The following is a 21,601-nucleotide window of genomic DNA, read 5'->3' as shown; positions in this document are numbered from 1 at the left end:
AGCCGGAGCAGGGCCCCGGCTCGAACACCCGTACGCCCGCCCCGCCTGAACGGTCAGGCGGCTCGGCGGGTCAGGTCGGCCCACAGGTCGTCGACCTGGGCGAGCAGCGACTCCAGCGTGCCGGAGTTGTCGATGATCCGGTCGGCGATCGCGCGCCGCCGCTCACGGGTGGCCTGGGCGGCGATGCGGGCGCGGGCCGCCTCCTCGCTCATGCCGCGCAGCTCCGTGAGGCGCCGCACCTGCTCCTCGACCGGGGTGTCCACGACGACCACGAGGTCGTACAGGCCGGCCAGGTCGTTCTCGGTGAGCAGCGGCACGTCGTAGATCACGATGGCGTCCGCTGGGGCGTCGTCGACCAGCTCCTGCATCCGCTGCCCGACGAGCGGGTGCACGATCGCGTTGAGGCGCTCGCGGCGGGCGTCGTCGGCGAACACGATCGCGCCCAGCCGTTCGCGGTCCAGGCCTCCGCCCGGCAGCAGGACCTGCTCGCCGAACTCCTCCACGACCGCGGCCAGGCCGGGCGTGCCGGGCTCGACCACCTCGCGTGCGACCGCGTCGGCGTCGACCAGGACGGCGCCGAGCGCCACCAGCCGCCGCGACACCTCGCTCTTGCCCGAGCCGATGCCGCCGGTCAATCCCACTCTCAGCACGTGCCGAGAGTACTCACTCGGCCCTCTCCGCCGCCACGAGGCTCTTAGAGCCTGCGCGGATAGGGACTGCGCTACTGCGCGGCGTTCAGGCGGCGCCCGGCCGCGTTGTCGTCAGTCGACGGCCAAACCCGGGCCGACTCCCTCCTCCGCCTTGCCAGGCACCACCTGAACGCCGCTCGCTACGCGCGCCCCTATCCGCGCAGGCTCTTGCGCATGTGAACGAGCATCAGGTGGTCGGCGACCCGCTCCCGATGCGTCTCGCCGTACCCCAGACGCCGGTAGAGCCGCAGGTTCGCCTCACTCAGGTGGCCGGTGAACAGCACGCAGGCGTCGGCCCGCCCGGCCGCCTCCTCCTCCAGGGCGCCCATCAGCGCGCGGCCGATGCCCCGGCCCTGCAGGTCGGGGGCGACGACGAGCCGGCCGATCAGGCAGGTCCGGTCGTTGAACCGGCCGCGTACGGACCCGGCGATGCGCGTGCCGGCCACGGCCTTCAGCACGAGCGAACCGTTGATCATCTCGCGCACCTGGTCGATCGACTCGACCAGCGGCGGCAGGAACGGGTCGCCGTGCAACTGCGCCTCGGTCACGTACGCGGCGCGCTGGAGCGTGAGGATCTCCCCCGCGTCCGTCCCGTCGGCCCGCTCGATCCGCACACCGTCCATGAGCGCTCAGCCTACGACCCGTACGGTGGCCGCCAGCACCGACCGGTGCGGGCCCGTGACGGTGTCACCGAACCCCAGGTCGCCGGTGCCGAAGACGGAGACGACGGCGTCACCGCCGGCGGCGCGCAGGTCGCCCTGCCCGGTGATCCGGTTCGCCTCCGGCCGTCCGCTCGCCGCGTCCAGGTTCCCGGCGATCACCGTGTGCGGGGCGCCGCTCCACGCCTGGAGCAGGCTGCCGATCTCGGCGAGCCGGGTGCGGGTGCGGTCGGCGCCGTGCTGGACGTCCACCGACCACACGTCCGCCGTACGGCCGCCGCCGGCGTCGATCCGCGCCCAGACGTAGCCGCGCGCCTGTGGCCCGGCGCCCACGGGCAGCCGGCCGGTGCCGCTGGCCCTCACCGGGAGCCGGGACAGCACGGCGTTGCCGAACTGCTGGTCGGCGGCCGGCCCCCACACGAGCCGCATGCCGAGCCTGCGGGCCAGCCAGGACCCGACGTCGGCGGTGCCCGACAGCGGCCAGCCGCGGCCGACGGACTGCAGCGCGACCACGTCGGCGTGCTGCGCCTCGATGGTGCGGGCGACCGCCTCCGGGTCGAGCCGCCCGTCGGCGTCGACGGCCTGGTCGATGTCGTAGGCCGCGAGCCGGAACGTGCCGGGCTGCGCGGCCGCACGCGAGGTCTCCGGGGCGGTCACCGCGTACGCGGCCGGCACGACGAGCAGCACCAGCGCACCGCCGCCGGCGCCGAGCGCACGCGCCCACGACCGCGCCGGAAGCGGGCCGCCGCGCGCCGCCGCGATCGCCGAGAGCAGGCCGAGGACGATGCCGGCCGCGCCGGGCAGCACCTTGTTCGGCAGCGGGAGCGGTTCGGCGTAGTGCGCCTGGTACGGCAGGAGGACCAGGGCGGCGAGCAGGCCGCCCACCGCCACGCCCAGGTCGATGCGCCAGGCCCGCCCGCCCAGGTCACGCGGGCGCGCCGCCACGGACGCCACGGAGGCCCCATCGGTCCCGGCCGCGCGACGGCCACGGTAGCCGCCGCGGCGCAGCGGCACCCGGCAGGCGACCGCGAGCAGCCACGCCGACAGCACCTGGCCCGCGACGACGACCGCGACGGCGACCACGCCGGTCAGCCCGTACCGTCCGGTCACCGCGCCGGCGCCGACGCCCAGCAGGGCGCCGCCGAACACGCACACGCCGCCGGGTACGGCCGCGACGGCCAGGCCGGAGGACAGGAACGCCAGCGTGAGGGACTGTGCGGCGAGGACGACCGCGCCGGCGACCGGCAGGGACAGCCATCCGCTGGAGGCCGCGAACGCCGGGCTGGCCAGCACGAGGATCTGCAGCGCCAGGAACGGCCCGAGCGCCGCGGCGCCGAGCGCGTCGCGCCAGCCGATCGCGGGCGCCTCGATCGGCGGGACCCGCATCTGCCGTACGAGGGCGAACGCTCCGGCCCCGACGATGATCACGCAGGCCAGCCACGGCAGGACGCCGCCGCGGGCCGCCGGATCCCAGGTGCCGAACGCCAGGGACAGCGCGGTGTCGCCGGTCAGCCCGCCGACCACGGCCACCGCGAACCCGGTGCCCGACAGGCCACGCGCCGTCTCGTACAGGGCGGTCAGAGCGAGCATGCCGAACGCGACCCCGGCCAGATCCGGCCACAGCGCGGCCGGCAGCGCCTGAACGGCGAGCCGTACGGCGAGCAGGCCGCCGACGCCGGCCACCAGCAGGCCGCGTGGCCCGGCCACGGCGCGCGCCACGGGCGCCAGAAAGCCGGCCAGGCTGACGATCAGGATCGCCGCGGTCGCGGTGACCGCGCCGGAGGCCGTCGCGAAGTGGCCGAATGAGGGGAACGCGGCCCGCAGCACCTCGGTCAGGACGGCGATGGTCACCGCGATCAGCAGAATGCGGGAGAACTCCTGCGGAACGACCGGGGGCCCCGCCGATGCGGCGGGACCCCCGGGACGTACGCGTGTGTCGGAATCGACCATATGCGGTTATTTTGCTCCGCTTACTCCTGGCCGCCGGACAGCTTCTCGCGCAGGGCCGCGAGGGCCTCGTCGGACGCCAGCGCGCCACCTGCGTCGCCGCCACCGCCGGACTGGTCCTCGGTGTTGTACGACTGCGGACCGGCCGCCTCGGCCTCGGCCTTGCGCGCCTCCTCGACCTGCTTCTTGTGGGCGTCGAAACGGGCACGCGCCTCGGCGTACTGCCGCTCCCACGTCTCACGCTGCTGGTCGAAGCCCTCGAGCCAGTCTCCGGTCTCGGAGTCGAAGCCCTCGGGGTACTTGTAGTTGCCCTGCTCGTCGTACTCGGCCGGCATGCCGTAGAGCGTCGGGTCGAACTCCTCGTCGGTGAACGTGCCGCCGCCCTCGTTGGCCTGCTTCAGCGAGAGGCTGATGCGACGCCGGTCGAGGTCGATGTCGATGATCTTCACGAAGATCTCGTCGCCGACCTGGACGACCTGCTCGGGGATCTCCACGTGGCGCTCGGCCAGCTCGGAGATGTGCACCAGGCCCTCGATGCCCTCCTCGACCCGGACGAACGCGCCGAACGGCACCAGCTTGGTGACGCGGCCCGGCACGACCTGGCCGATCTGGTGGGTGCGGGCGAACTGCTGCCAGGGGTCCTCCTGCGTCGCCTTGAGCGACAGGGAGACCCGCTCGCGCTCCATGTCCACGTCGAGGACCTCGACGGTGACCTCCTGGCCCACCTCGACGACCTCGGACGGGTGGTCGATGTGCTTCCAGGACAGCTCGGACACGTGCACCAGGCCGTCGACGCCGCCGAGGTCCACGAACGCACCGAAGTTGACGATGCTGGACACGACGCCCTTGCGGACCTGGCCCTTCTGGAGGGTGTTGAGGAAGGTCTGGCGGACCTCGCTCTGGGTCTGCTCCAGCCAGGCACGGCGGGACAGGACCACGTTGTTGCGGTTCTTGTCCAGCTCGATGATCTTGGCTTCGAGCTCTCGCCCGACGTACGGCTGAAGGTCGCGCACCCGGCGCATCTCCACCAGGGACGCGGGAAGGAAGCCGCGCAGCCCGATGTCGAGGATCAGGCCGCCCTTGACGACCTCGATGACCGTGCCGGTGACGATGCCATCCTCGTCCTTGATCTTCTCGATCGTGCCCCAGGCGCGCTCGTACTGGGCGCGCTTCTTGGACAGGATGAGGCGACCTTCCTTGTCCTCCTTCTGGAGAACCAGGGCCTCGACGTGATCACCGACCTTGACGACCTCGTTCGGGTCGACATCGTGCTTGATGGACAGCTCACGCGAGGGGATGACGCCCTCGGTCTTGTAGCCGATGTCGAGCAAGACCTCGTCTCGGTCGACCTTGACGACAGTGCCCTCGACAATGTCGCCGTCGTTGAAGTACTTGATGGTCTCGTCGATCGCCGCGAGGAAGGCTTCCTCGGACCCGATGTCATTGACCGCTACCTGCGGGGTACTCGAGGTGGCCTCGGTGCTGCTCGTCATGTGTGGGATGGCTCCGGATACGGACATGCGTAGTTGCCTGTGTTGCGCGGAGGGCCAGTTATCGTCCCTGCCGATGAACCGGCGGTTTGACCAGACCGATGTCGACTTGACCGAGCGCGAGCCTGCTCTGTCCGAGGCGCGCACAGGCCCACAGCGCAGCGATCAGGATATGGGAGGCCATGGGCAGCGGTCAATCTCAAGAGTGGTCAGTAGGGGCAGGCCCACTCCTTGTAACGCGTGTAGAGGTAGATCATCTTATCCTGCGGGAAGGCGATCGTGGCCGGGTTCCCGTCGGAGGTGTAACGCTTGTCGGGGTTCTTGGCCAGCCACTCCAGCCACGCCGTCGAACAGTACCGCTGGCAGTCATCTTCCTTGACCTTCCCCTTGTCGCGGATCCGCGGGATCTGGCGCGGGTCGAACGAGCCGGCGTACGGAGAGTCGGCCGGCTTCCACCCGGCCAGGAACATGCCCTGGAAGTTCCACGGCGCCGGCTTGGTGCCGTGCTGGGCCCAGTCCAGATGCGCCTGGGACAGCGAGCCGAACGGGAACGCGAAGGTGGTCGCGGGCTTGCCGGTGGCACTTTCGATCATCTGCTCGTCGGTGCCGATCTCCTTGGCCACCTCGTCGTGGCTCATCTTGCGCATGTCCTTGTGGTTGGTCGTGTGGTTCGCGATCTCGTACCCGTTGCGGACCAGCCACCGCATCGTCTCCACGCCCGGCTTGGAGCCGCCGTAGAACGGGTCGCGGTTCACGAAGAACGTCGCGACCGGCCGGAACCCGGGATTCTCCTTCGCCACCCGCTGGATCACCCCGATCGCCGTGTCGGGCTTGGGGTTTCCGGAACCGTCGAAGTCGGCGTGCGTGATCGACCCGTCGTCGAAGGTCAGCACGACGGGATGCCTGCCCGCCGGGATGTTGATCTGGCCCTTGACGAACTCCGCCGCGGTGATCGGCACATAGCCCTGCTTGGCCAGGCCGGTGAACTCGTCGTACAGCTCCTTGGTCGAGCGGTCGAGCGAGACCTGCGGCTTGGCCATCACCCGGTGGATCATCAGGATCGGGACCATGCCGAGCTCGTTCGCGCCGGCCGCGCGGGCCGCCGCTGCCGCCTTGGCCATGTTGAACGGCGCCTTCTTCTTCTGCGCCTTGCGCGGCGCGGCGGCGGCCTTGGACGACGCCGCGTGGACCGCGCCGCCCGCGGCCGGATTGGCGCCGGGAGAACCGCCGCCGTGCCGGTCGCGGGGGGCCACGAAGCCCACCACCACGGCGATCACGATCAATGCGGCGGCCAGTTTGTCAAGGTGCGGCACGGTTGTCCCCTAGCGATCCTGCACGCGGTGCCCACAAGAGCCTGCTCAGGGTTGTTTCCCGCTACCACGATCATGTAATCGCTAGGCTACTTACGGCGAAGCTCTGGATTACGGCGAGAAAACTCCGCCCTGACTCCGCCGGGTCATGACCCAGGAGATCGCCGGTTTCCGCCCCTCACGCCGGCCGCCGCGGGCGCCGCCCCCGGCGGCCGGAGAGGTCAGTGTCCGGAGGGGTCAGTGGCCGGCCTCGTGCCAGGTGCGGCCCGTGCCCATCGAGACCTCCAGCGGCACGCGCAGGTCGTAGGCGGCGCCCATCTCGCGGGCCACCAGCTCTCGCAGGGTCTCCAGCTCTCCCTCGGCCACCTCGAAGATCAGCTCGTCGTGGACCTGCAGCAGCATGCGGGAGCGCAGGCCCGTGTCGCGGATCGCACGGTCGACCCGCAGCATGGCGACCTTGATGATGTCGGCCGCCGAACCCTGGATCGGGGCGTTGAGCGCCATACGCTCGGCCATCTCGCGGCGCTGGCGGTTGTCCGACGTCAGGTCGGGCAGGTAGCGGCGGCGGCCCATGATGGTCTCGGTGTAGCCGTCCTGGCGGGCCTGGGCCACGATGTCGCGCAGGTAGTCGCGGACGCCGCCGAACTGCTCGAAGTATTCCTCCATCAGCCCGCGGGCCTCGTCCGGCGTGATGCGCAGCTGCTGAGCCAGGCCGAACGCCGACAGGCCGTACGCCAGGCCGTAGTTCATCGCCTTGATCCGCGACCGCAGCTCACCGTCGATCTGCTCGGCCGGCAGGTCGAACACGCGCGACGCCGTGACCGTGTGGAAGTCGATGCCCGACCCGAACGCGTCGATCAGCGCCGCGTCCTCGGACAGGTGCGCCATGATCCGCAGCTCGATCTGGCTGTAGTCGGCGGTCAGCAGGCACGCGAACCCGTCGCCGACCACGAAGCCCTCGCGGATCTGGCGGCCCTCGGCCGTGCGGATCGGGATGTTCTGCAGGTTGGGGTCGGCCGAGGACAGCCGCCCCGTCGCCGCCACCATCTGCCCGAACGTCGTGTGGATGCGCCGGTGGTCGTCGGCCATCGGGATCAGCGAGTCGACCATGCTCTTGAGCTTGGCCACCTCACGGTGGCGCAGCAGCGCCTCCAGCACCGGGTGCGCGGTCTGGGCGTAGAGGTTGGTCAGCGCCTCGGAGTCGGTCGTGTAGCCGGTCTTGGTGCGGCGCGTCTTGGGCAGCCCCAGCTCGTCGAAGAGGATCTGCTGGATCTGCTTGGGCGAACCGAGGTTGAACTCGCGGCCGATCGACTCCCACGCGGCCTCCTCGACCGCCTTGACCTCACCGCCGAACGTCGCCGACAGCCGCGCCAGGTAGTCGATGTCGAGGGCGATGCCCAGGCGCTCCATGCCCGCCAGGACCTCCACGAGCGGCATCTCCACGTCGCGCAGCAGCGTCACCGCGCCGCGCCGCTCCAGGTCCGCATCGAGCGCCTCGGCCAGGTCCACCACCGCGCGGGCGCGGACGACCAGGTCGTAGGCGGCCTCCTGCTCGCCGGAGCCGTCGAGGGTGAGCTGGCCGCTGTCGTCGGCCTCCTTGCGCAGCTCGCGGTGGAGGTAACGCAGCACCAGGTCGCCCAGGTCGAACGACCGCTGGCCCGGCAGGGCCAGGTAGGCGGCCAGGGCCGTGTCGCTGGTCAGCCCGTCGAGCTCCATGCCCCGCGCCGCGAACGCCAGCATCGGCCCCTTCGCGTCGTGCATGGCCTTGGCCTGCTTGGGGTCGGCCAGCCACGCGGCCAGCGCCCGCTCGTCCTCCTCGGGCAGCTCCACCGGGTCGATGAACGCGCCCACGCCGGCCTGGGTGGCCAGCGCGATGCCGGTGACGTCGCCGGTGCCGCGCCCCCACGTGCCGGTCACCGCGACGCCGACGCGCCCGGCGCCGCTCGCGTGCTCGGCCAGCCACGCGGCCACCTCGCCGGGACCGGGCCGGGCCATCTCGACCTCGAACCCCTCCTCGGCCTCCGGCTCGACCGCCGACAGCGTCGCGTAGAGCCGCTCGCGCAGCACCCGGAACTGCAGCGTGTCGAACAGCGTGTGGATCTCGTCGCGGTCCCACTGGCCCAGCGTGAGGTCGGCGGGCCCCCGGTCGAGCGGCACCTCGCAGTCGAGCTTGTTGATCTGCTGGTTGCGCAGGACGTCGCCGAGGTGCTCGCGGAGGCTCGCCCCGGCCTTGCCGGTGATCTCGTCGACGTGCGCGACCAGCTCGTCCAGGCCGCCGTACTTGGTGAGCCACTTGGCCGCGGTCTTGGGCCCGACCCCCGGGACGCCGGGCAGGTTGTCGCTGGTCTCCCCCACCAGCGCGGCCAGCTCCCGGTGCCGCTCGGGCGGCACGCCGTACTTCTCCTCGACCGCCGCCGGCGTCATGCGCGCCAGGTCGGACACGCCCTTGCGCGGGTAGAGCACCGTGCAGTGCTCGCCGACGAGCTGGAAGGCGTCGCGGTCGCCGGTGACGATCGAGACCTCCATCTCCTGCGCGACGGCCTGGGTGGCCAGCGTCGCGATCAGGTCGTCGGCCTCGTATCCGGCGACCGACAGCCGCGGGATGCGCAGCGCGTCGAGCACCTCGAAGATCAGGCTGATCTGGCTGCGGAAGTCATCCGGCGTCTCACGCCGGTTCGCCTTGTACTCGACGTAGGTCTCATGGCGGAACGTCGGCTCGCTCCGGTCGAAGCACACCGCCACATGGGTGGGCCCCTCGTCCCGCAGGACGTTGATCAACATGGACGTGAAGCCGTACACGGCGTTGGTCGGCTGGCCCGTCGTCGTCGAGAAGTTCTCGATCGGCAGGGCGAAGAACGCCCGGTACGCGAGCGAATGCCCGTCCATGAGCAGCAGGCGGGGAGTTTCAGGGGTCGCTTCCGTCATCACCACGCAGGCAGCCTAGCCTTCGCCTAGGACAAAACAGAGCAGGCCGAGAAGGTCATGGGAGGTTTCGTGGACGACGCGAGCGCGGTGGCGCCCGGCGAGCTCGACCTGAACGCGTTCGAAGGACTCGCCAAATCGATGGGAATCGAGATCATCGAGGCGTCGGCCGAACGCGTCGTCGCCCGGATGCCGGTCAAGGGCAACACCCAGCCGTACGGCGTCCTGCACGGCGGCGCGTCCTGCGTCCTCGCCGAGACCATCGGCTCGGTCGGCTCGGCCCTGCACGCCGGACCCGACCGCATCGCGATGGGCATCGAGATCAGCGCGAGCCACCACCGGTCGGCCACGGAGGGGTACGTCACCGGCGTCGCGACCCGGCTGCACGGCGGCCGTACGCTCGCCAGCTACGAGATCGTCATCAGCGACGACCGCGACCGCCGGGTCTGCACCGCGCGCCTCACGTGTGCGATCCGCGATCAGCGGTAAATTTCTTCGCTCCGGCCACCAGCCGGTGACCTGCGGGTTCGTCGTTCGTGGCCGAATCGTTTCCGATCGAGGCCCAACGGGTATGCCCCAGACTTTGCACGCATCGCACCAGTCTCGCTACCGTTGCACCGTAAGAGCCCGGAGCGCTGAGTAGAAAACGTACCGCCGGGCCTGTGCAGGGCCGGGGAAGGCCTGCATGGGTTCACCGGCGGCACGGCACCAAAGGCGCTCCGGGCTCATCGCATCTTGATCGCGATTCGGCGAAGCCCGTCCGGGGCGGCGCGCGCTCGTCTACGGTCGCGCTGTGCACCGATCCAGCACCTGCCGCCGCGACGCGCCGAGACCACGGCGAACGACGAAGACGGCCTCCTCGCGGGCCGCGGCGGCCCTGCTCGCCTCCGCCCTCACGCTCACCGGATGCGGCTCGTCCCCCCGCCACTACAAGATCCCGCCACAGCGCGTGGCCGACGGCGAGACCCCGCTGTCCGGCCGTACCGCCACGATCGGCGAGGTCACCTACACCGCCATCGGCGTCCGTACCCGGCTCGGCGAGGTCATCGGCTCACACGGAAGCTGGATCCCCCACGGGCAGTACGTCACGGTCCGGATCCTCATGGTGAACAACGGCCGCGAACGCCACGACTTCGACCCCGGCCGGCAACTCCTCGTCACGGCGGACGGCAGGACGTACGGCCCGAGCACCGACGCGATGCAGATCTCCCGCGGGGTCTCCGGCACCCAGTCCATCGCCTCCCGCGAGCTGTGCGCCTTCGACCTGTGGTTCGACGTTCCGCAGAAGGCGGCCGTCCGCGCGCTGCGCGTCTTCGGCGACCCCTCATCGTCCCGGCTGGGCGACCAGCTCAAGGGCGCCCCGGTCGCCGGCGCCAGGAACCCCGTCGACATCCTCCTGAAGTAACGACCTGAAACGACGGCCCGCGCGGACAGGGAGCGCGTGATGCGCGTTCCCCCGTCCGCGCGGGCCGCCGACCGGGTGGCCCCGGCGGAAGGGTCAGATGGCCGACTCCGCGCCGCCTCCCAGATACGCCGCGCGAACCTGCGGGTCGTTCAGCAGCTCACGGGCCGGGGCCGACTTCACCACCGCCCCCGTCTCGAGCACGTACGCCCGGTGCGCGATCTGCAGCGCCTGCTGGGCGTTCTGCTCGACCAGCAGGACCGTCGTGCCGCGCCGGTTGATCTCCTGGATGATCGTGAAGATCTGCTGGATGAGCTTGGGCGCCAGCCCCATCGACGGCTCGTCCAGCAACAGCACCTTCGGCCGGGTCATCAGCGCGCGCCCGATGGCGAGCATCTGCTGCTCCCCGCCGGACATCGTGCCGCCGGCCTGGTCCTTGCGCTCCGCCAGCCGGGGGAACAGGTCGAAGACCTCCTTGAGGTCCTTCTCGACGTTGCCCTTGCGCGCGTACGCGCCCATGTGGAGGTTCTCGGTCACCGTCATGCCGGGGAAGATCCCCCGGCCCTCCGGCGCCTGGCCGATGCCCATGAGCACCCGCTTGTGCCCGGCCACCTTGCTGATGTTCCGGCCGCCGAACACGATCCGCCCCGACGACAGCGGGCGCAGGCCCGAGATCGTCTTCAGGGTCGTCGACTTGCCGGCGCCGTTCGCGCCGATCAGCGTGACGATCTCGCCCTCGTCGACGTCCACGGACACGCCCTTGAGGGCCGCGATCTTGCCGTAGTGGACGTGGATGTCACTGATCTCAAGAAGCATCGGCAGGAGCCCCCAGATACGCCTCGATGACCCGCGGATTGTTCTGGATGTCGCTCGGCAGGCCCTCCGCGATCTTCTGACCGAAGTCGAGAACGGCGATCCGGTCGCTGATGCCCATGACCAGGCTCATGTCGTGCTCGATCAGCAGCACTGTGCGCCCCGCATCGCGGATCTTCCTGATGAGCCGCTGCAGCTCCTCCTTCTCGGTCGGGTTCATCCCCGCCGCCGGCTCGTCGAGCAGCAACAGCTTCGGATCCGTCGCGAGAGCCCGGGCGATCTCCAACCGCCGCTGGTCGCCGTACGGGAGGTTCTTGGCCGTCTCATGGATGCGGTGTCCGATACCGACGAACTCCATGATCTCCTCGGCCGTGGCCCGGCCCTGGCGTTCCTCCCGGCGGTGCCAGGGAAGCCCCAGCGCCGCCCCGGCCAGACCCGTACGGTGGTTCGCGTCGGCGCCGACCAGGACGTTCTCCAGCGCCGACATGTTGTGGAACAGCCGGACGTTCTGGAACGTCCGGGCCACGCCGAGCTTGGTCACCTTGAACCGCTTCTTGCCGTCGATCCGCGAACCCGCGAAGACCACGTTGCCCTCGGTCGGCCGGTACACCCCGGTGACCACGTTGAACACGGTCGTCTTCCCCGCGCCGTTCGGACCGATCAACGCGAAGATCTCGCCCTGGCCGATCGTCAGGTCGAGGCCGTTGATCGCGACCACACCGCCGAAGCGCATCGTCACGCGCCGCAGGTCCAGCACGGGAGCCGCGGCGCTCGCCGCCTGGTGACTCATTCGCCCACCTCACCGGCTGCGACGGTGGCCGGGCCGGCCACCTCGGCGCCCATGGATCCCATGCCTCCCGATCCCTCGGCCAGCTCGGCCTTGCGGCGCCGTGACGGCAACAGACCCTCGGGCCGGAAGACCATCAGCAGCACCAGCACCGCGCCGAAGACGAGGACGCGGTACTCCTGCAGCCCACGGATCCGCTCCGGGATCCAGGCCACCAGGAACGACCCGAGGATGACGCCGGGGAGGTTCCCCGACCCACCGAGCACGACCGCCGCCAGGATGGTCGCCGACAGGATGAACGGGAAGTTCGTCGGAATGATCGACACCGCCTGGGAGGCGTACACCACACCGGTCGCCCCGCCGATCGCCGCGCCGATCGCGAACGCCGCCAGCTTGAACTTGAACGTCGGCACGCCCATCAGCTCGGCGGCGTCCTCGTCCTCGCGGATCGAGGCCCAGGCACGGCCGACCCTGCTGTTCTCCAGCCGCTTCACGAAGATGATCGCGACGATGATCACGAGCAGCATCAGGTAGTAGTACGGCTTGCCGTCCAGCGCGCCGTACTTGAACGGCTGCACGCCACCGAGACCCAACGCGTCGAACAGCCCGTTGTCCGGGATCGTCCACTCCGAGAAGGACGGCGGGTGCGGGATGCCACCGATGCCGTTCGGGCCGCCGATGTAGTTCGTGTTGTTCGCGGTGATCCGTACGATCTCACCGAAGCCGAGCGTGACGATCGCCAGATAGTCACCGCGCAACCGCAGCGTCGGAGCGCCCAGGATGATGCCCGACAGCGCCGACAGCGCGACGCCGACCGGCAGGATCTCCCAGAAGCTCCAGCCGAACTTCACCCCGAACACCGCCATGCCGTACCCGCCGATGGCGAAGAACGCGACATAGCCCAGGTCGAGCAGGCCGGCCTGGCCCACCACGACGTTCAGCCCGATGCCCAGCAGGATGTAGCCGCCGATCGGGAAGAACAGCAGCGTCGGCCAGTCGGTGTACGGCGACATGAAACCGCCGATGCCGTCCGCCGGCAGCACCAGCGCTATGGCGATCAGAACGACATAGACCAGCCAGCGCGCCCACGAGGGAGCGCCCGACCAGCGGTCACGAATCGAGTCGGCCGCCGAGGAGTACGCCTCGCGTACTCGGGTGAGCGGGTTTCCAGAAGGGGAATCGTTCATGCGCGCGCCTGTTGGAGAGACTCACCGAGAATTCCGGTGGGACGGAACATGAGGACCAGCACCAGAACGCTGAATGCCACGACATTCTGCCATTCCGAGCCGAAGATCGCCGAGCCGTACATTTCGAAGAGCCCGAGCACGACACCGCCGACCAGCGCGCCGCGCAGGTTGCCGATGCCGCCCAGCACCGCGGCGGTGAACGCCTTGATGCCCAGCAGGAACCCTACGTCGTACCGGGTCTCCTCGAACCGCAGCATGAAGAGCGCCGCCGCGACACCGGCCATCGCGCCACCGATCGCGAACGTCGCCGTCACGATCCGGTCGATGTTGACGCCCATGAGCACCGCCGTCTCAGGATCCTGCGCGGTCGCGCGAATGCCGCGGCCCAGCTTCGTCCGGTTCACGAAGATGTCGAGCAGCACCATCATCAGCACCGCGCCGACGATCACGATGAGACGGTCGTTGGAGAGTTCGAAGCTCCCGATGTGGATCACGTCGGTCCGCTTCACGAAGTGACCCTGGATCGGCAGCGCGCCCTTCTCCTTCGGCAGGCCGAAGGCCCAGGGCACAACGACGCGCGCGAAGAGCTGCTGCAAGAACAGTGACGCGCCGATCGCCGAGATGAGCGCCGCCAGGCGGGACGCCCCGTGGCGGCGCAACGGCCGGTACGCCACGTACTCGAGGATCACCGCGCTGCCGCCCGAGGCCACCGCACCCGCGGCGGCGAAGACGACGAGCAGCCCGACCAGGGCGAACCCACTCACATTGGACGGCATGCCGAACAGATGAAGCATCCCCAGCACGGCGAACGTGCCGATCATGAAGATCTCGGAATGCGCGAAGTTGATGAGACGAAGAACGCCGTAGACCATCGTGTAGCCGAGCGCCACCAGTGCGTAGATCGCGCCCAGCGACAGTCCGTCGACGGTGTACGGCCAGAACTGGCTGATGAGGTTGTTCAAGTTGATCGCCTTCGCCGCAGGAGCGGGAGCGCGGTGCGCTCCCGCTCCTGGCGTTACGTAAGCCCACCTACGGTGGACTGATTACTTGACAGTGGCGGTCTTGGAGTTGCCCAGGAGGGGCAGCTCGCTGCCCTTGACCTCGTACACGTAGACGTCCGTCGCGGTCGGCTCACCGGCCGGGCTGAACTTGATCTGCTTCGAGACACCCGGCTGGTCGATCGTCGACAGGAAGGAGTTGATCTTGTCAGCGGTGGTGTTGCCCGCCTTGATGGCCGCGATGAACGCGGTCGCAGCGTCGTACGCCTCGGCGGAGTAGATCGCCGGGTCGGCGTTGAACTTGGCCTTGTACTCCTGCGCGAACTTCTTGCTCGCCGGGCCCGCGGTGCCGGTCGGGTCGATCAGGCACGGGCAGCCGATGATCGTGCCGTCGGCCGTCGTGCCCCCCGCGCCCTGGGCGAGGCCCTTGTCCAGGGAACCGTCACCCGAGAGGAACCGGGCCTTCACTCCGCCCTCACGGAGCTGCTTGAGCAGCTTGCCGGCCTGCGCGTAGTAACCGCCGAAGAAGACCGCGTCCGGGTTGAAGGCCTTGGCCTTGTTCACCGTCGAGGAGTAGTCCGAACCCTGGATGTCGATCGCGTCCTCGGACGTCGCGGCGCCGGCCTTGGCCACCGTCGCCTTCACCGTCTCAGAGAGCGGCTTGCCGTACTCGGAGGCGTCGTTGATGATGAAGACCTTCTTGGCCTTCAGGTTGCTCGCGATGAAGTTGCCGATGCCGGCGCCCTGCACGTTGTCGTTGGCGATGAGGCGGTGCCAGTACTTCCAGCCGTGCGAGGCCAGCGCGGCGTTGGTCGCCGACGCCGAGATGTTGGGGATCTTGCCCTCTTCCAGGACCGGGTCCGCCTGGGCGGACTCGCCCGAGAAGGTCGGCCCGATCATCCCCACGATCTTGTCCTTGGTGATCGCCTGCTTGACCAGAGGCACGGCCTGCTCGCCCTTGCCCTGGCTGTCATAGGTCTTGAGGTTGATCTTGACCTTCGGGTTCGTCGCGTTGTACTGGTCGATCGCCAGCTGCGCGCCCTGCTTGGGCGGGATGACGATGCCGGAGTTCTCTCCGGTCAGGTCACCCACGAATCCGATCGTGACGCTATCGCCTTTGCCGCCGCCGTTGCCGCTGCCAGAGTCTCCGCAGGCGGACGCGCCGAGCGCCAACGCCGCGCTCACCGCGATCACACCGGTGAACTTCACAGTCTTGCTCCGCAAGGCCGCTCTTCCTTCCGTAACCGTTTTGCACGGGAGATGCCGGGTACCTCCCCAGGACGCTCATCTGGGCTCTACGGGCGCTTTTTCACGGTTCCTGGGGGCCAGGGCAGTAGTACACCTATGTGCTGGGCTTCATGGACAGCCCTTAGGCAGGGTGTTCTCAGTTCGTTACTCACTTGTGCCCTAACCGTCGAGCAGTTGACTGAACCGGAACCGCACGCGTGAGAGCAGGCCAAACGCGTTGACGGCGGCGGGCGCCGCCGTCAACGGTGTTCGGATCGTCAGGGAGTGAGTCGACGCGCCTTCACTCGGCGCCGTCCGCGGGCGGCCGGCCGAGCCCGCCGGCGATGACCGCCTCGGCCACCGCGCGCATGGTCATCCGGCGGTCCATCGAGGTCTTCTGGATGAACCGGAAGGCCTCCGGCTCGGACCAGCCACGAGCGGCCTGCAGCAGCCCCTTGGCCCGGTCGACGGCCTTGCGCGTCTCCAGGCGCTCCTCCAGCGTGCTGACCTCGGCCTCAAGGCTCTTGATCTCCTGGAACCGGCTCACCGCCATCTCGATCGCGGGCACCAGGTCGGCCTTGGTGAAGGGCTTGACGAGGTAGGCCATCGCGCCGGCCTCCCGGGCCCGCTCGACCAGCTCGCGCTGGGAGAAGGCGGTGAGGATCACGACGGGGGCGATGCGGTCCGCGGCGATGCGCTCCGCGGCCGAAATGCCGTCGAGGATGGGCATCTTGACGTCGAGGATGACGAGATCGGGCACGTGCTCGACGGTGAGGCGGATGGCGGACTCCCCGTCCCCGGCCTCCCCGACGACCTCATAACCCTCTTCTTCCAGCATCTCCTTGAGGTCCAGCCTGATCAGGGCCTCATCCTCGGCGATCACAACGCGGCGCGGGGTCTCGGTCACGCGCACGAGCGTACCCGGACCCGCTACTCTTGTATCCGTCCGGGAGGCCCTAGTGGGGCGAACCGGACGTTCTATAACGAGAACTCCATATGGCCCCGATACCCCAACGGCAGAGGGAATGGTCTCAAACACCATCAAGTGTGGGTTCGAATCCCACTCGGGGCACTTTCCAAGAATTCCGGCACTGTTCGAGTTTTGTCACACCCTGCGCTCACACTGTCCGCATGCACCCGAGCACAGTACGTAGGACAGCACTCCAACTTCTCTCTTCCGGATTGACCGTTCGCGAGGTGCACCGCCGGTTAAACGTGGGCCAGTCAACATTGCGCCGCTGGATGGCGAACCCCGACAAGGTCCCGGAACCCAAGCGAAGTTGTCCTCGCTGCCATGGCTGCCCCCTCGACGGCAGCGCCTACGCCTATCTACTGGGGCTGTACTTGGGCGACGGGCACATCGCGCATGGCAGCAAGGGCGTTTTCCGGCTGGATATCGCCTGCTGCGACGACTGGCCGGGCCTCACCGAGGCGGCCGTGCAGGCACTCGCCGCCGTCCTGCCCACCAACTCGGTCGGGCAACGCCAGCGGACCGGCTGCACGATCGTGAACATGACCTCGAAGCACTGGCCGTGCATCTTTCCTCAGCACGGGCCTGGGATGAAGCACACACGGGCCATCGTTCTCGAGGGGTGGCAGGAAGAGATCGTCTCGGAGTTCGGTGAGGAGTTCGTGCGCGGGCTGATCCACTCCGACGGCTGCCGGGCCGTCAACCGCGTGCGTCGGCCGCTCAAGGACGGCGATCGGTGGTACGAGTACCCCCGCTACTTCTTCACCAACGCCTCCGATGACATCCGTGAGCTCTTCACCGACGCGCTCGACCGGCTGGGCATCGAGTGGAAGCGATCCAACGAGCGGATCATCTCGGTCGCCAAGAAGGAGGCGGTGGCGCGCCTGGATGAGTTCGTGGGGCCGAAGTACTGACCGGGCCGAGTCGTGGGCCGGTTCGCGCGTCGGCGCCGCTCGCGGCCGTGACGCCGCGGGCGACCGCCGGTCAGTGGTGGGACGTCGGCTCGGACGCTGTCCGGGCGGCCCCGCACTCGACCGGCGGTGCGGACGGAGGTCAGGCGGGCGGGGACTGGGCGATGGCGTCGCCGATGCGGTGGACGCGCAGGTCGTTCGTTGATCCCGCCGTGCCGGACGGGGAGCCGGCGACGATGACGATCCGGTCGCCCTTCTGGCAGCGGCCGATGTCCAGCAGGGCCGACTCGACCTGCTTCACCATCTCGTCGGTGTGGTAGACCTCCGGCACCGTGAACGTCTCGACGCCCCAGACGAGGGCCAGCCGGCTGCGGGTCTCCGGGCGGGGGGTGAAGGCGAGCAGCGGGATCGGCGAGCGATATCGGGACAGCCGTCGCGCGGTCTCGCCCGTCATCGTGAAGGCCACCAGGGCCTTGGCGTCGACCGTCGCGCCGACCTCGGCGGCGGCGCGGGCGATCGCGCCTCCGACGGTCTCGGGAATGCGGTCGAGCGAGTGGGTGGCGCGCAGCGTCGTCTCTTCGGCGGCGCACACGATGCGGCTCATCGTCTGCACGGACTCGACGGGATAGTCGCCGACGCTGGTCTCGCCGGACAGCATGACGGCGTCGGCGCCCTCGAAGACGGCCCCGGCGACGTCGGAGACCTCCGCGCGCGTGGGCCGCGGGGCGCTGATCATCGACTCGAGCATCTGGGTCGCGACGATGACCGGGCGGGCCTTCTCGCGGGTCAGCTCGATGGCGCGCTTCTGGACGATGGGGACCTGTTCGAGCGGGAGCTCCACGCCGAGGTCGCCGCGGGCGACCATGATGCCGTCGAAGGCCTCGACGATCTCTTCGAGGTGCTCGACGGCCTGCGGCTTTTCGATCTTGGCGAGGAGGGGGACCATCCGGCCTTCCTCGTCCATGATGCGGCGTACCGGCTCGGCGTCTTCGGGGGTGCGCACGAAGGACAGGGCGACCATGTCGACGCCCAGGCGGAGGGCGAAGCGGAGGTCCTCTTCGTCCTTTTCGGTGAGGGCCGGGACGCTGACGGCGACGCCCGGCAGGTTGAGGCCCTTGTGGTTGGAGACCATGCCTCCGACGAGCACGCGCGTGCGGACGCGCGGGCCGTCGACCGCGGTGACGTTGAGGACGACCCGGCCGTCGTCGATGAGGATCGTGTCGCCGGGGCCGACGTCACCGGGGAGGCCGCCGTAGGTGGTGGACACCTGCGAGCGGTCGCCGGGCACGTCCTCGGTGGTGACGGTGAACTCGTCGCCGAGAGTGAGGCGTACGGGCCCGTCGGCGAACGTACCGAGCCGGATCTTGGGACCCTGGAGGTCCGCGAGGATGCCGAGGGCGCGGCCGGTGGCGTTCGCGGCCTCGCGCAGGAGGCGGTAGACGTCCTCATGCTGCTGCTGGGTGCCGTGGCTCATGTTGAGCCGGGCGATGTCGATGCCGGCCTCAACCAACGCGTTGATGCGCTCGGGGCTGGAGCAGGCGGGACCAATGGTGCTGACGATCTTTGCTCGGCGACTCACATCTCCAACTTTAAGTAGTTACCCGCGAGTACGTGTATTCGTGCAGGTCACCGTTGCCCTCTGTTCACCCAATGGTCTAGACCGAACGGGGTGCGGGACTCGTACGGTCGGAAACCGGACACCTCGCCGGCGCCTCCCGCTGGAGCGCCCGCGCAGGCCCCGAACCGGCCTGCGCGGCGCCGTCGGCGGCCCGGCCCGGACGGACGCCCGGGGACAGCCGGGAACGACCGGAACAGACGCCCGAGGCGGCCCGGGAGGGCCGGGAACGAACGTCCGACGACGGCCGGGACGGGCGTCCGGGGACGTCCGGCTCCCCGGGCTCGTCCGTGGGTCAGGCCGAGGCGAACACCTCGACGGCCTCCTGGCAGTAGGCCTTGAGGTCGTCGGGCTTGCGGCTGGTCACGAGAGTGTTGGGCCCGGCCGTGCAGATCTGCACCTCTTCGTCGACCCAGGTGCCGCCGGCGTTGCGGATGTCGGTCTGCAGGCTCGGCCAGGACGTGAGGGTCCGGCCGCGTACGACGCCGGCCTCGACGAGGGTCCACGGCGCGTGGCAGATCGCGGCGACCGGCTTGCCCCTGTCGAAGAACGCGCGCGCGAACGCGACGGCCTTGTCGTTCATCCGGAGGAAGTCGGGGTTGGCGACGCCGCCGGGCAGCGCGAGCCCGTCGAAGTCGTCGGCCGAGACCTCGTCGACGGTCGCGTCGACCGGGAAGGTGTCCGCCTTCTCCAGGCGGTCGCGGGCCTGGACCTCGCCGGACTTGGTGGAGATGAGCCGAGGTGTTCCGCCTGCCTGCTCGATCGCCTTCCAGGGCTCGGTCAGCTCGACCTGTTCGATCCCGTCCGGAGCGACGAGGAACGCGATCGTCTTGCCCTGAAGTTGCGTGCTCATGATTCCTCCTTCGTCGGATGAGTGACCAGGCGTCCTTGATCCGGTCGCTTCGGTCGCTCATGGGGCGGAACCTCCCCTGATGGGTCCCTGAGCGTCCTTCGCTGCTGTCTGCCCTGCCCTGGATGGGGCGCGCTATTCACGGGGCCGGCGACAGCGGGGCGTGACTCGCGTCACCGAGGCCGCCGCGGCCGACGGCCCGGCCCGCCGAATTCTCATGACCTAATTTGTCGGATGTTTTCTCATCAAATGTCATGGCGTTCCGGCGATGATTTGCGCACACCCTGTTTCATGCGCCATTTTGCTGTGGGGGGTTTTCGAGATTCCGACCGTGCGGGAGCGTGACAGATGCCGGACCTGACCCGTCGCCGTCTGTTCAGCAAGGCGGGTGCGATCGCCGCGGCGGCTTTCGCCGCGGAGTTCCTGCCGCCGAACGTACGACGGGCGATGGCCGGCACTCCTCATGACGTCAAAGGGAAACTCGCCGACATCGAGCACGTCGTCATTTTGATGCAGGAAAACCGCTCGTTCGACCATTACTTCGGGACTCTTCCGGGCGTACGGGGATTCTCCGACCCGGAGGCGATCACGTTGAGCACCGGCCGTCCGGTGTTCTACCAGCCCGATCCGGACAACCCGGCGGGCTATCTGCTGCCGTTCCACCTGGACACGCGGACGAGCAACGCGCAGGCGATCCCCTCGACCAGCCACGCGTGGGCGGTGCAGCACAGCGCCTGGAACTCCGGGAGGATGGACAACTGGCTGCCCGCGCACCGGGCGGCCGACGGCGTGAACGCCCCGTACGTCATGGGGTACCACATGCGGGAGGACATCCCGTTCCAGTTCGCCCTGGCGGAGTCGTTCACCGTCTGCGACCACTACTTCTGCTCGGTGCTGGGGCCGACCTGGCCGAACCGCCTATACCACATGACCGGCACGGTCGACCCGGATGGGACGCGGGGCGGGCCGGTCATCACCAACCGTGACCCGGCTCCGTACACCTGGCCGACGTATCCGGAGGCGCTGACCGACGCGGGCGTGAGCTGGAAGGTCTACCAGGAGATCGACAACTACGGCTGCAACGTCCTGGAGTACTTCGCGACGTTCCAGAACGCCCCCACGTCGTCCCCGCTGTTCCGCAACGGCCTGCGCACGTACGCTGCCGGGCAGTTCGAGTACGACGCCGCGAACGACCGGCTGCCGACCGTCTCGTGGATCATCCCGACGAGCTTCCAGTCCGAGCATCCCGACTACACGCCGGCGGCCGGCGCCGACTACGTGGCGAGCAAGATCGACGCGATCGCGTCCAACCCGGACGTGTGGAAGAAGACCCTGTTCATCCTCAACTACGACGAGAACGACGGCCTGTTCGACCACGTCCCTCCCCCGGTGCCGCCCGCGGGCACGCCGGAGGAGTTCGTGCACGACCTGCCGATCGGCGGCGGGTTCCGGGTGCCGTGCCTGCTCGTCTCGCCGTGGACGATGGGCGGCTGGGTCGCGCGTGAGCCCTTCGACCACACCTCCGTCCTGCGCCTTCTCGAGCGTCTGACCGGCGTGCGCGTCCCGAACCTGACCGCGTGGCGGCGTACGGCGTTCGGCGACCTGACCTCGGCTCTGGGGTTTCCGGTGGCGGGGCCGCCACCGCGGCTGCCGGGCACCAAGCGGCGCCTGGCCGAGGCCGTACGCGACGTGGTGACGTTGCCGGCCCCGCTCTTCCCGGAGGAGGAGCAGACACCGCCGCGGCAGGAGAAGGGCCCGCGGCCACGGCCACGGCCCGTGCCGCGCACTCAGGCCCGGCCGCGCGGATGAACGCGCCGGGCGAGA

At 69.5% G+C, this 21,601-nt stretch carries 18 protein-coding genes and 1 tRNA gene; 5 read left to right on the top strand and 14 right to left on the bottom strand.

Features of this window, described 5'->3' with window-relative positions:
- Window positions 1-53: 53 nt before the first annotated feature.
- The 6 genes from coaE to polA all read right to left on the bottom strand — a co-directional run bounded on the left by coaE (window position 54) and on the right by polA (window position 9,020).
- Window positions 54-650, bottom strand: a complete 597-nt coding sequence (gene coaE, locus OG417_RS21000) for a dephospho-CoA kinase (protein WP_329258590.1) — start codon at window positions 648-650, stop codon at window positions 54-56.
- A 191-nt stretch (window positions 651-841) separates the two neighbouring features.
- Window positions 842-1,312, bottom strand: a complete 471-nt coding sequence (locus OG417_RS20995) for a GNAT family N-acetyltransferase (RefSeq protein WP_329258587.1) — start codon at window positions 1,310-1,312, stop codon at window positions 842-844.
- Window positions 1,313-1,318: 6 nt separating this feature from the next.
- Window positions 1,319-3,298 carry an endonuclease/exonuclease/phosphatase gene (locus OG417_RS20990; protein WP_329258584.1) on the bottom strand — a complete coding sequence of 660 codons (1,980 nt, stop codon included), beginning with the start codon at window positions 3,296-3,298 and terminating at the stop codon, window positions 1,319-1,321.
- 20 nt (window positions 3,299-3,318) lie between these two features.
- Window positions 3,319-4,788, bottom strand: coding sequence for a 30S ribosomal protein S1 (gene rpsA, locus OG417_RS20985; RefSeq protein ID WP_329258580.1), 1,470 nt, complete (start codon window positions 4,786-4,788; stop codon window positions 3,319-3,321).
- Between the two features lie 206 nt (window positions 4,789-4,994).
- Window positions 4,995-6,098, bottom strand: a complete 1,104-nt coding sequence (locus tag OG417_RS20980; protein WP_329258577.1) for a polysaccharide deacetylase family protein — start codon at window positions 6,096-6,098, stop codon at window positions 4,995-4,997.
- Window positions 6,099-6,332: 234 nt separating this feature from the next.
- On the bottom strand, window positions 6,333-9,020 hold the full coding sequence (gene polA, locus OG417_RS20975; RefSeq protein ID WP_329262433.1) for a DNA polymerase I: 2,688 nt from the start codon (window positions 9,018-9,020) through the stop codon (window positions 6,333-6,335).
- 138 nt (window positions 9,021-9,158) lie between these two features.
- Between polA and OG417_RS20970 the strand changes: the two genes are divergently transcribed.
- Both OG417_RS20970 and OG417_RS20965 read left to right on the top strand, forming a co-directional pair.
- Window positions 9,159-9,506, top strand: coding sequence for a PaaI family thioesterase (locus tag OG417_RS20970; RefSeq protein WP_329262431.1), 348 nt, complete (start codon window positions 9,159-9,161; stop codon window positions 9,504-9,506).
- A 304-nt stretch (window positions 9,507-9,810) separates the two neighbouring features.
- Window positions 9,811-10,422 (top strand): DUF4352 domain-containing protein, encoded by a 612-nt coding sequence (locus OG417_RS20965; RefSeq protein ID WP_329258575.1) that lies wholly within the window; start codon window positions 9,811-9,813, stop codon window positions 10,420-10,422.
- Window positions 10,423-10,515: 93 nt separating this feature from the next.
- On the opposite strand, the gene OG417_RS20960 is transcribed toward OG417_RS20965, so the two are convergent.
- From OG417_RS20960 to OG417_RS20935, 6 genes are all read right to left on the bottom strand, one after another.
- Window positions 10,516-11,235, bottom strand: a complete 720-nt coding sequence (locus tag OG417_RS20960) for an ABC transporter ATP-binding protein (protein ID WP_329258572.1) — start codon at window positions 11,233-11,235, stop codon at window positions 10,516-10,518.
- On the bottom strand, window positions 11,225-12,022 hold the full coding sequence (locus OG417_RS20955; protein ID WP_329258569.1) for an ABC transporter ATP-binding protein: 798 nt from the start codon (window positions 12,020-12,022) through the stop codon (window positions 11,225-11,227). The genes OG417_RS20960 and OG417_RS20955 overlap by 11 nt, the downstream gene beginning before the upstream one ends.
- Complete coding sequence (locus OG417_RS20950; protein WP_329258566.1) at window positions 12,019-13,206, bottom strand: ABC transporter permease subunit; 1,188 nt, start codon at window positions 13,204-13,206, stop codon at window positions 12,019-12,021. The genes OG417_RS20955 and OG417_RS20950 overlap by 4 nt, the downstream gene beginning before the upstream one ends.
- Window positions 13,203-14,096 carry a branched-chain amino acid ABC transporter permease gene (locus OG417_RS20945; protein ID WP_442875710.1) on the bottom strand — a complete coding sequence of 298 codons (894 nt, stop codon included), beginning with the start codon at window positions 14,094-14,096 and terminating at the stop codon, window positions 13,203-13,205. The genes OG417_RS20950 and OG417_RS20945 overlap by 4 nt, the downstream gene beginning before the upstream one ends.
- Before the next feature lie 153 nt (window positions 14,097-14,249).
- A complete protein-coding gene (locus OG417_RS20940) occupies window positions 14,250-15,428 on the bottom strand; it encodes a branched-chain amino acid ABC transporter substrate-binding protein (protein WP_329258563.1) in 1,179 nt (392 codons plus the stop codon).
- 304 nt (window positions 15,429-15,732) lie between these two features.
- Complete coding sequence (locus OG417_RS20935; RefSeq protein ID WP_329258561.1) at window positions 15,733-16,344, bottom strand: ANTAR domain-containing response regulator; 612 nt, start codon at window positions 16,342-16,344, stop codon at window positions 15,733-15,735.
- Between the two features lie 86 nt (window positions 16,345-16,430).
- Here OG417_RS20935 and OG417_RS20930 point away from each other — a divergent pair.
- Both OG417_RS20930 and OG417_RS20925 read left to right on the top strand, forming a co-directional pair.
- Window positions 16,431-16,503, top strand: a tRNA-Leu gene (locus OG417_RS20930).
- 110 nt (window positions 16,504-16,613) lie between these two features.
- Window positions 16,614-17,315 carry a helix-turn-helix domain-containing protein gene (locus OG417_RS20925; protein ID WP_329258558.1) on the top strand — a complete coding sequence of 234 codons (702 nt, stop codon included), beginning with the start codon at window positions 16,614-16,616 and terminating at the stop codon, window positions 17,313-17,315.
- Window positions 17,316-17,454: 139 nt separating this feature from the next.
- Here the strand turns inward: OG417_RS20925 and pyk are convergent, their stop codons facing one another.
- Together pyk and OG417_RS20915 are read right to left on the bottom strand one after the other, a co-directional pair.
- A complete protein-coding gene (pyk, locus tag OG417_RS20920) occupies window positions 17,455-18,891 on the bottom strand; it encodes a pyruvate kinase (protein WP_329258555.1) in 1,437 nt (478 codons plus the stop codon).
- A gap of 331 nt (window positions 18,892-19,222) precedes the next feature.
- The gene (locus OG417_RS20915; protein ID WP_329258552.1) at window positions 19,223-19,780 is read right to left on the bottom strand and encodes a type 1 glutamine amidotransferase domain-containing protein; all 558 of its coding nucleotides are present in this window, start codon (window positions 19,778-19,780) and stop codon (window positions 19,223-19,225) included.
- A 345-nt stretch (window positions 19,781-20,125) separates the two neighbouring features.
- On the opposite strand from OG417_RS20915, the gene OG417_RS20910 reads away from it, so the two are divergent.
- Window positions 20,126-21,586 carry an alkaline phosphatase family protein gene (locus OG417_RS20910; RefSeq protein ID WP_329258549.1) on the top strand — a complete coding sequence of 487 codons (1,461 nt, stop codon included), beginning with the start codon at window positions 20,126-20,128 and terminating at the stop codon, window positions 21,584-21,586.
- Window positions 21,587-21,601: the final 15 nt, after the last annotated feature.

The organism is Actinoallomurus sp. NBC_01490, assembly GCF_036227085.1.
GTDB lineage: Bacteria > Actinomycetota > Actinomycetes > Streptosporangiales > Streptosporangiaceae > Actinoallomurus > Actinoallomurus oryzae.
The sequence above is the reverse complement of the archived record's forward strand: the minus strand, read 5'-3'. Positions and strand labels throughout refer to the sequence as shown.

What these genes read in the sequence shown, in the direction of transcription:
- OG417_RS20995 (WP_329258587.1), bottom strand. Translation starts at nt 1,312, where the DNA reads ATGGACGGTGTGCGGATCGAGCGGGCCGACGGGACGGACGCGGGGGAG.
- OG417_RS20990 (WP_329258584.1), bottom strand. Translation starts at nt 3,298, where the DNA reads ATGGTCGATTCCGACACACGCGTACGTCCCGGGGGTCCCGCCGCATCG.
- OG417_RS20915 (WP_329258552.1), bottom strand. Translation starts at nt 19,780, where the DNA reads ATGAGCACGCAACTTCAGGGCAAGACGATCGCGTTCCTCGTCGCTCCG.
- OG417_RS20960 (WP_329258572.1), bottom strand. Translation starts at nt 11,235, where the DNA reads ATGCTTCTTGAGATCAGTGACATCCACGTCCACTACGGCAAGATCGCG.
- OG417_RS20970 (WP_329262431.1), top strand. Translation starts at nt 9,159, where the DNA reads ATGGGAATCGAGATCATCGAGGCGTCGGCCGAACGCGTCGTCGCCCGG.
- polA (WP_329262433.1), bottom strand. Translation starts at nt 9,020, where the DNA reads ATGACGGAAGCGACCCCTGAAACTCCCCGCCTGCTGCTCATGGACGGG.
- OG417_RS20910 (WP_329258549.1), top strand. Translation starts at nt 20,126, where the DNA reads ATGCCGGACCTGACCCGTCGCCGTCTGTTCAGCAAGGCGGGTGCGATC.
- rpsA (WP_329258580.1), bottom strand. Translation starts at nt 4,788, where the DNA reads ATGACGAGCAGCACCGAGGCCACCTCGAGTACCCCGCAGGTAGCGGTC.
- OG417_RS20950 (WP_329258566.1), bottom strand. Translation starts at nt 13,206, where the DNA reads ATGAACGATTCCCCTTCTGGAAACCCGCTCACCCGAGTACGCGAGGCG.
- OG417_RS20955 (WP_329258569.1), bottom strand. Translation starts at nt 12,022, where the DNA reads ATGAGTCACCAGGCGGCGAGCGCCGCGGCTCCCGTGCTGGACCTGCGG.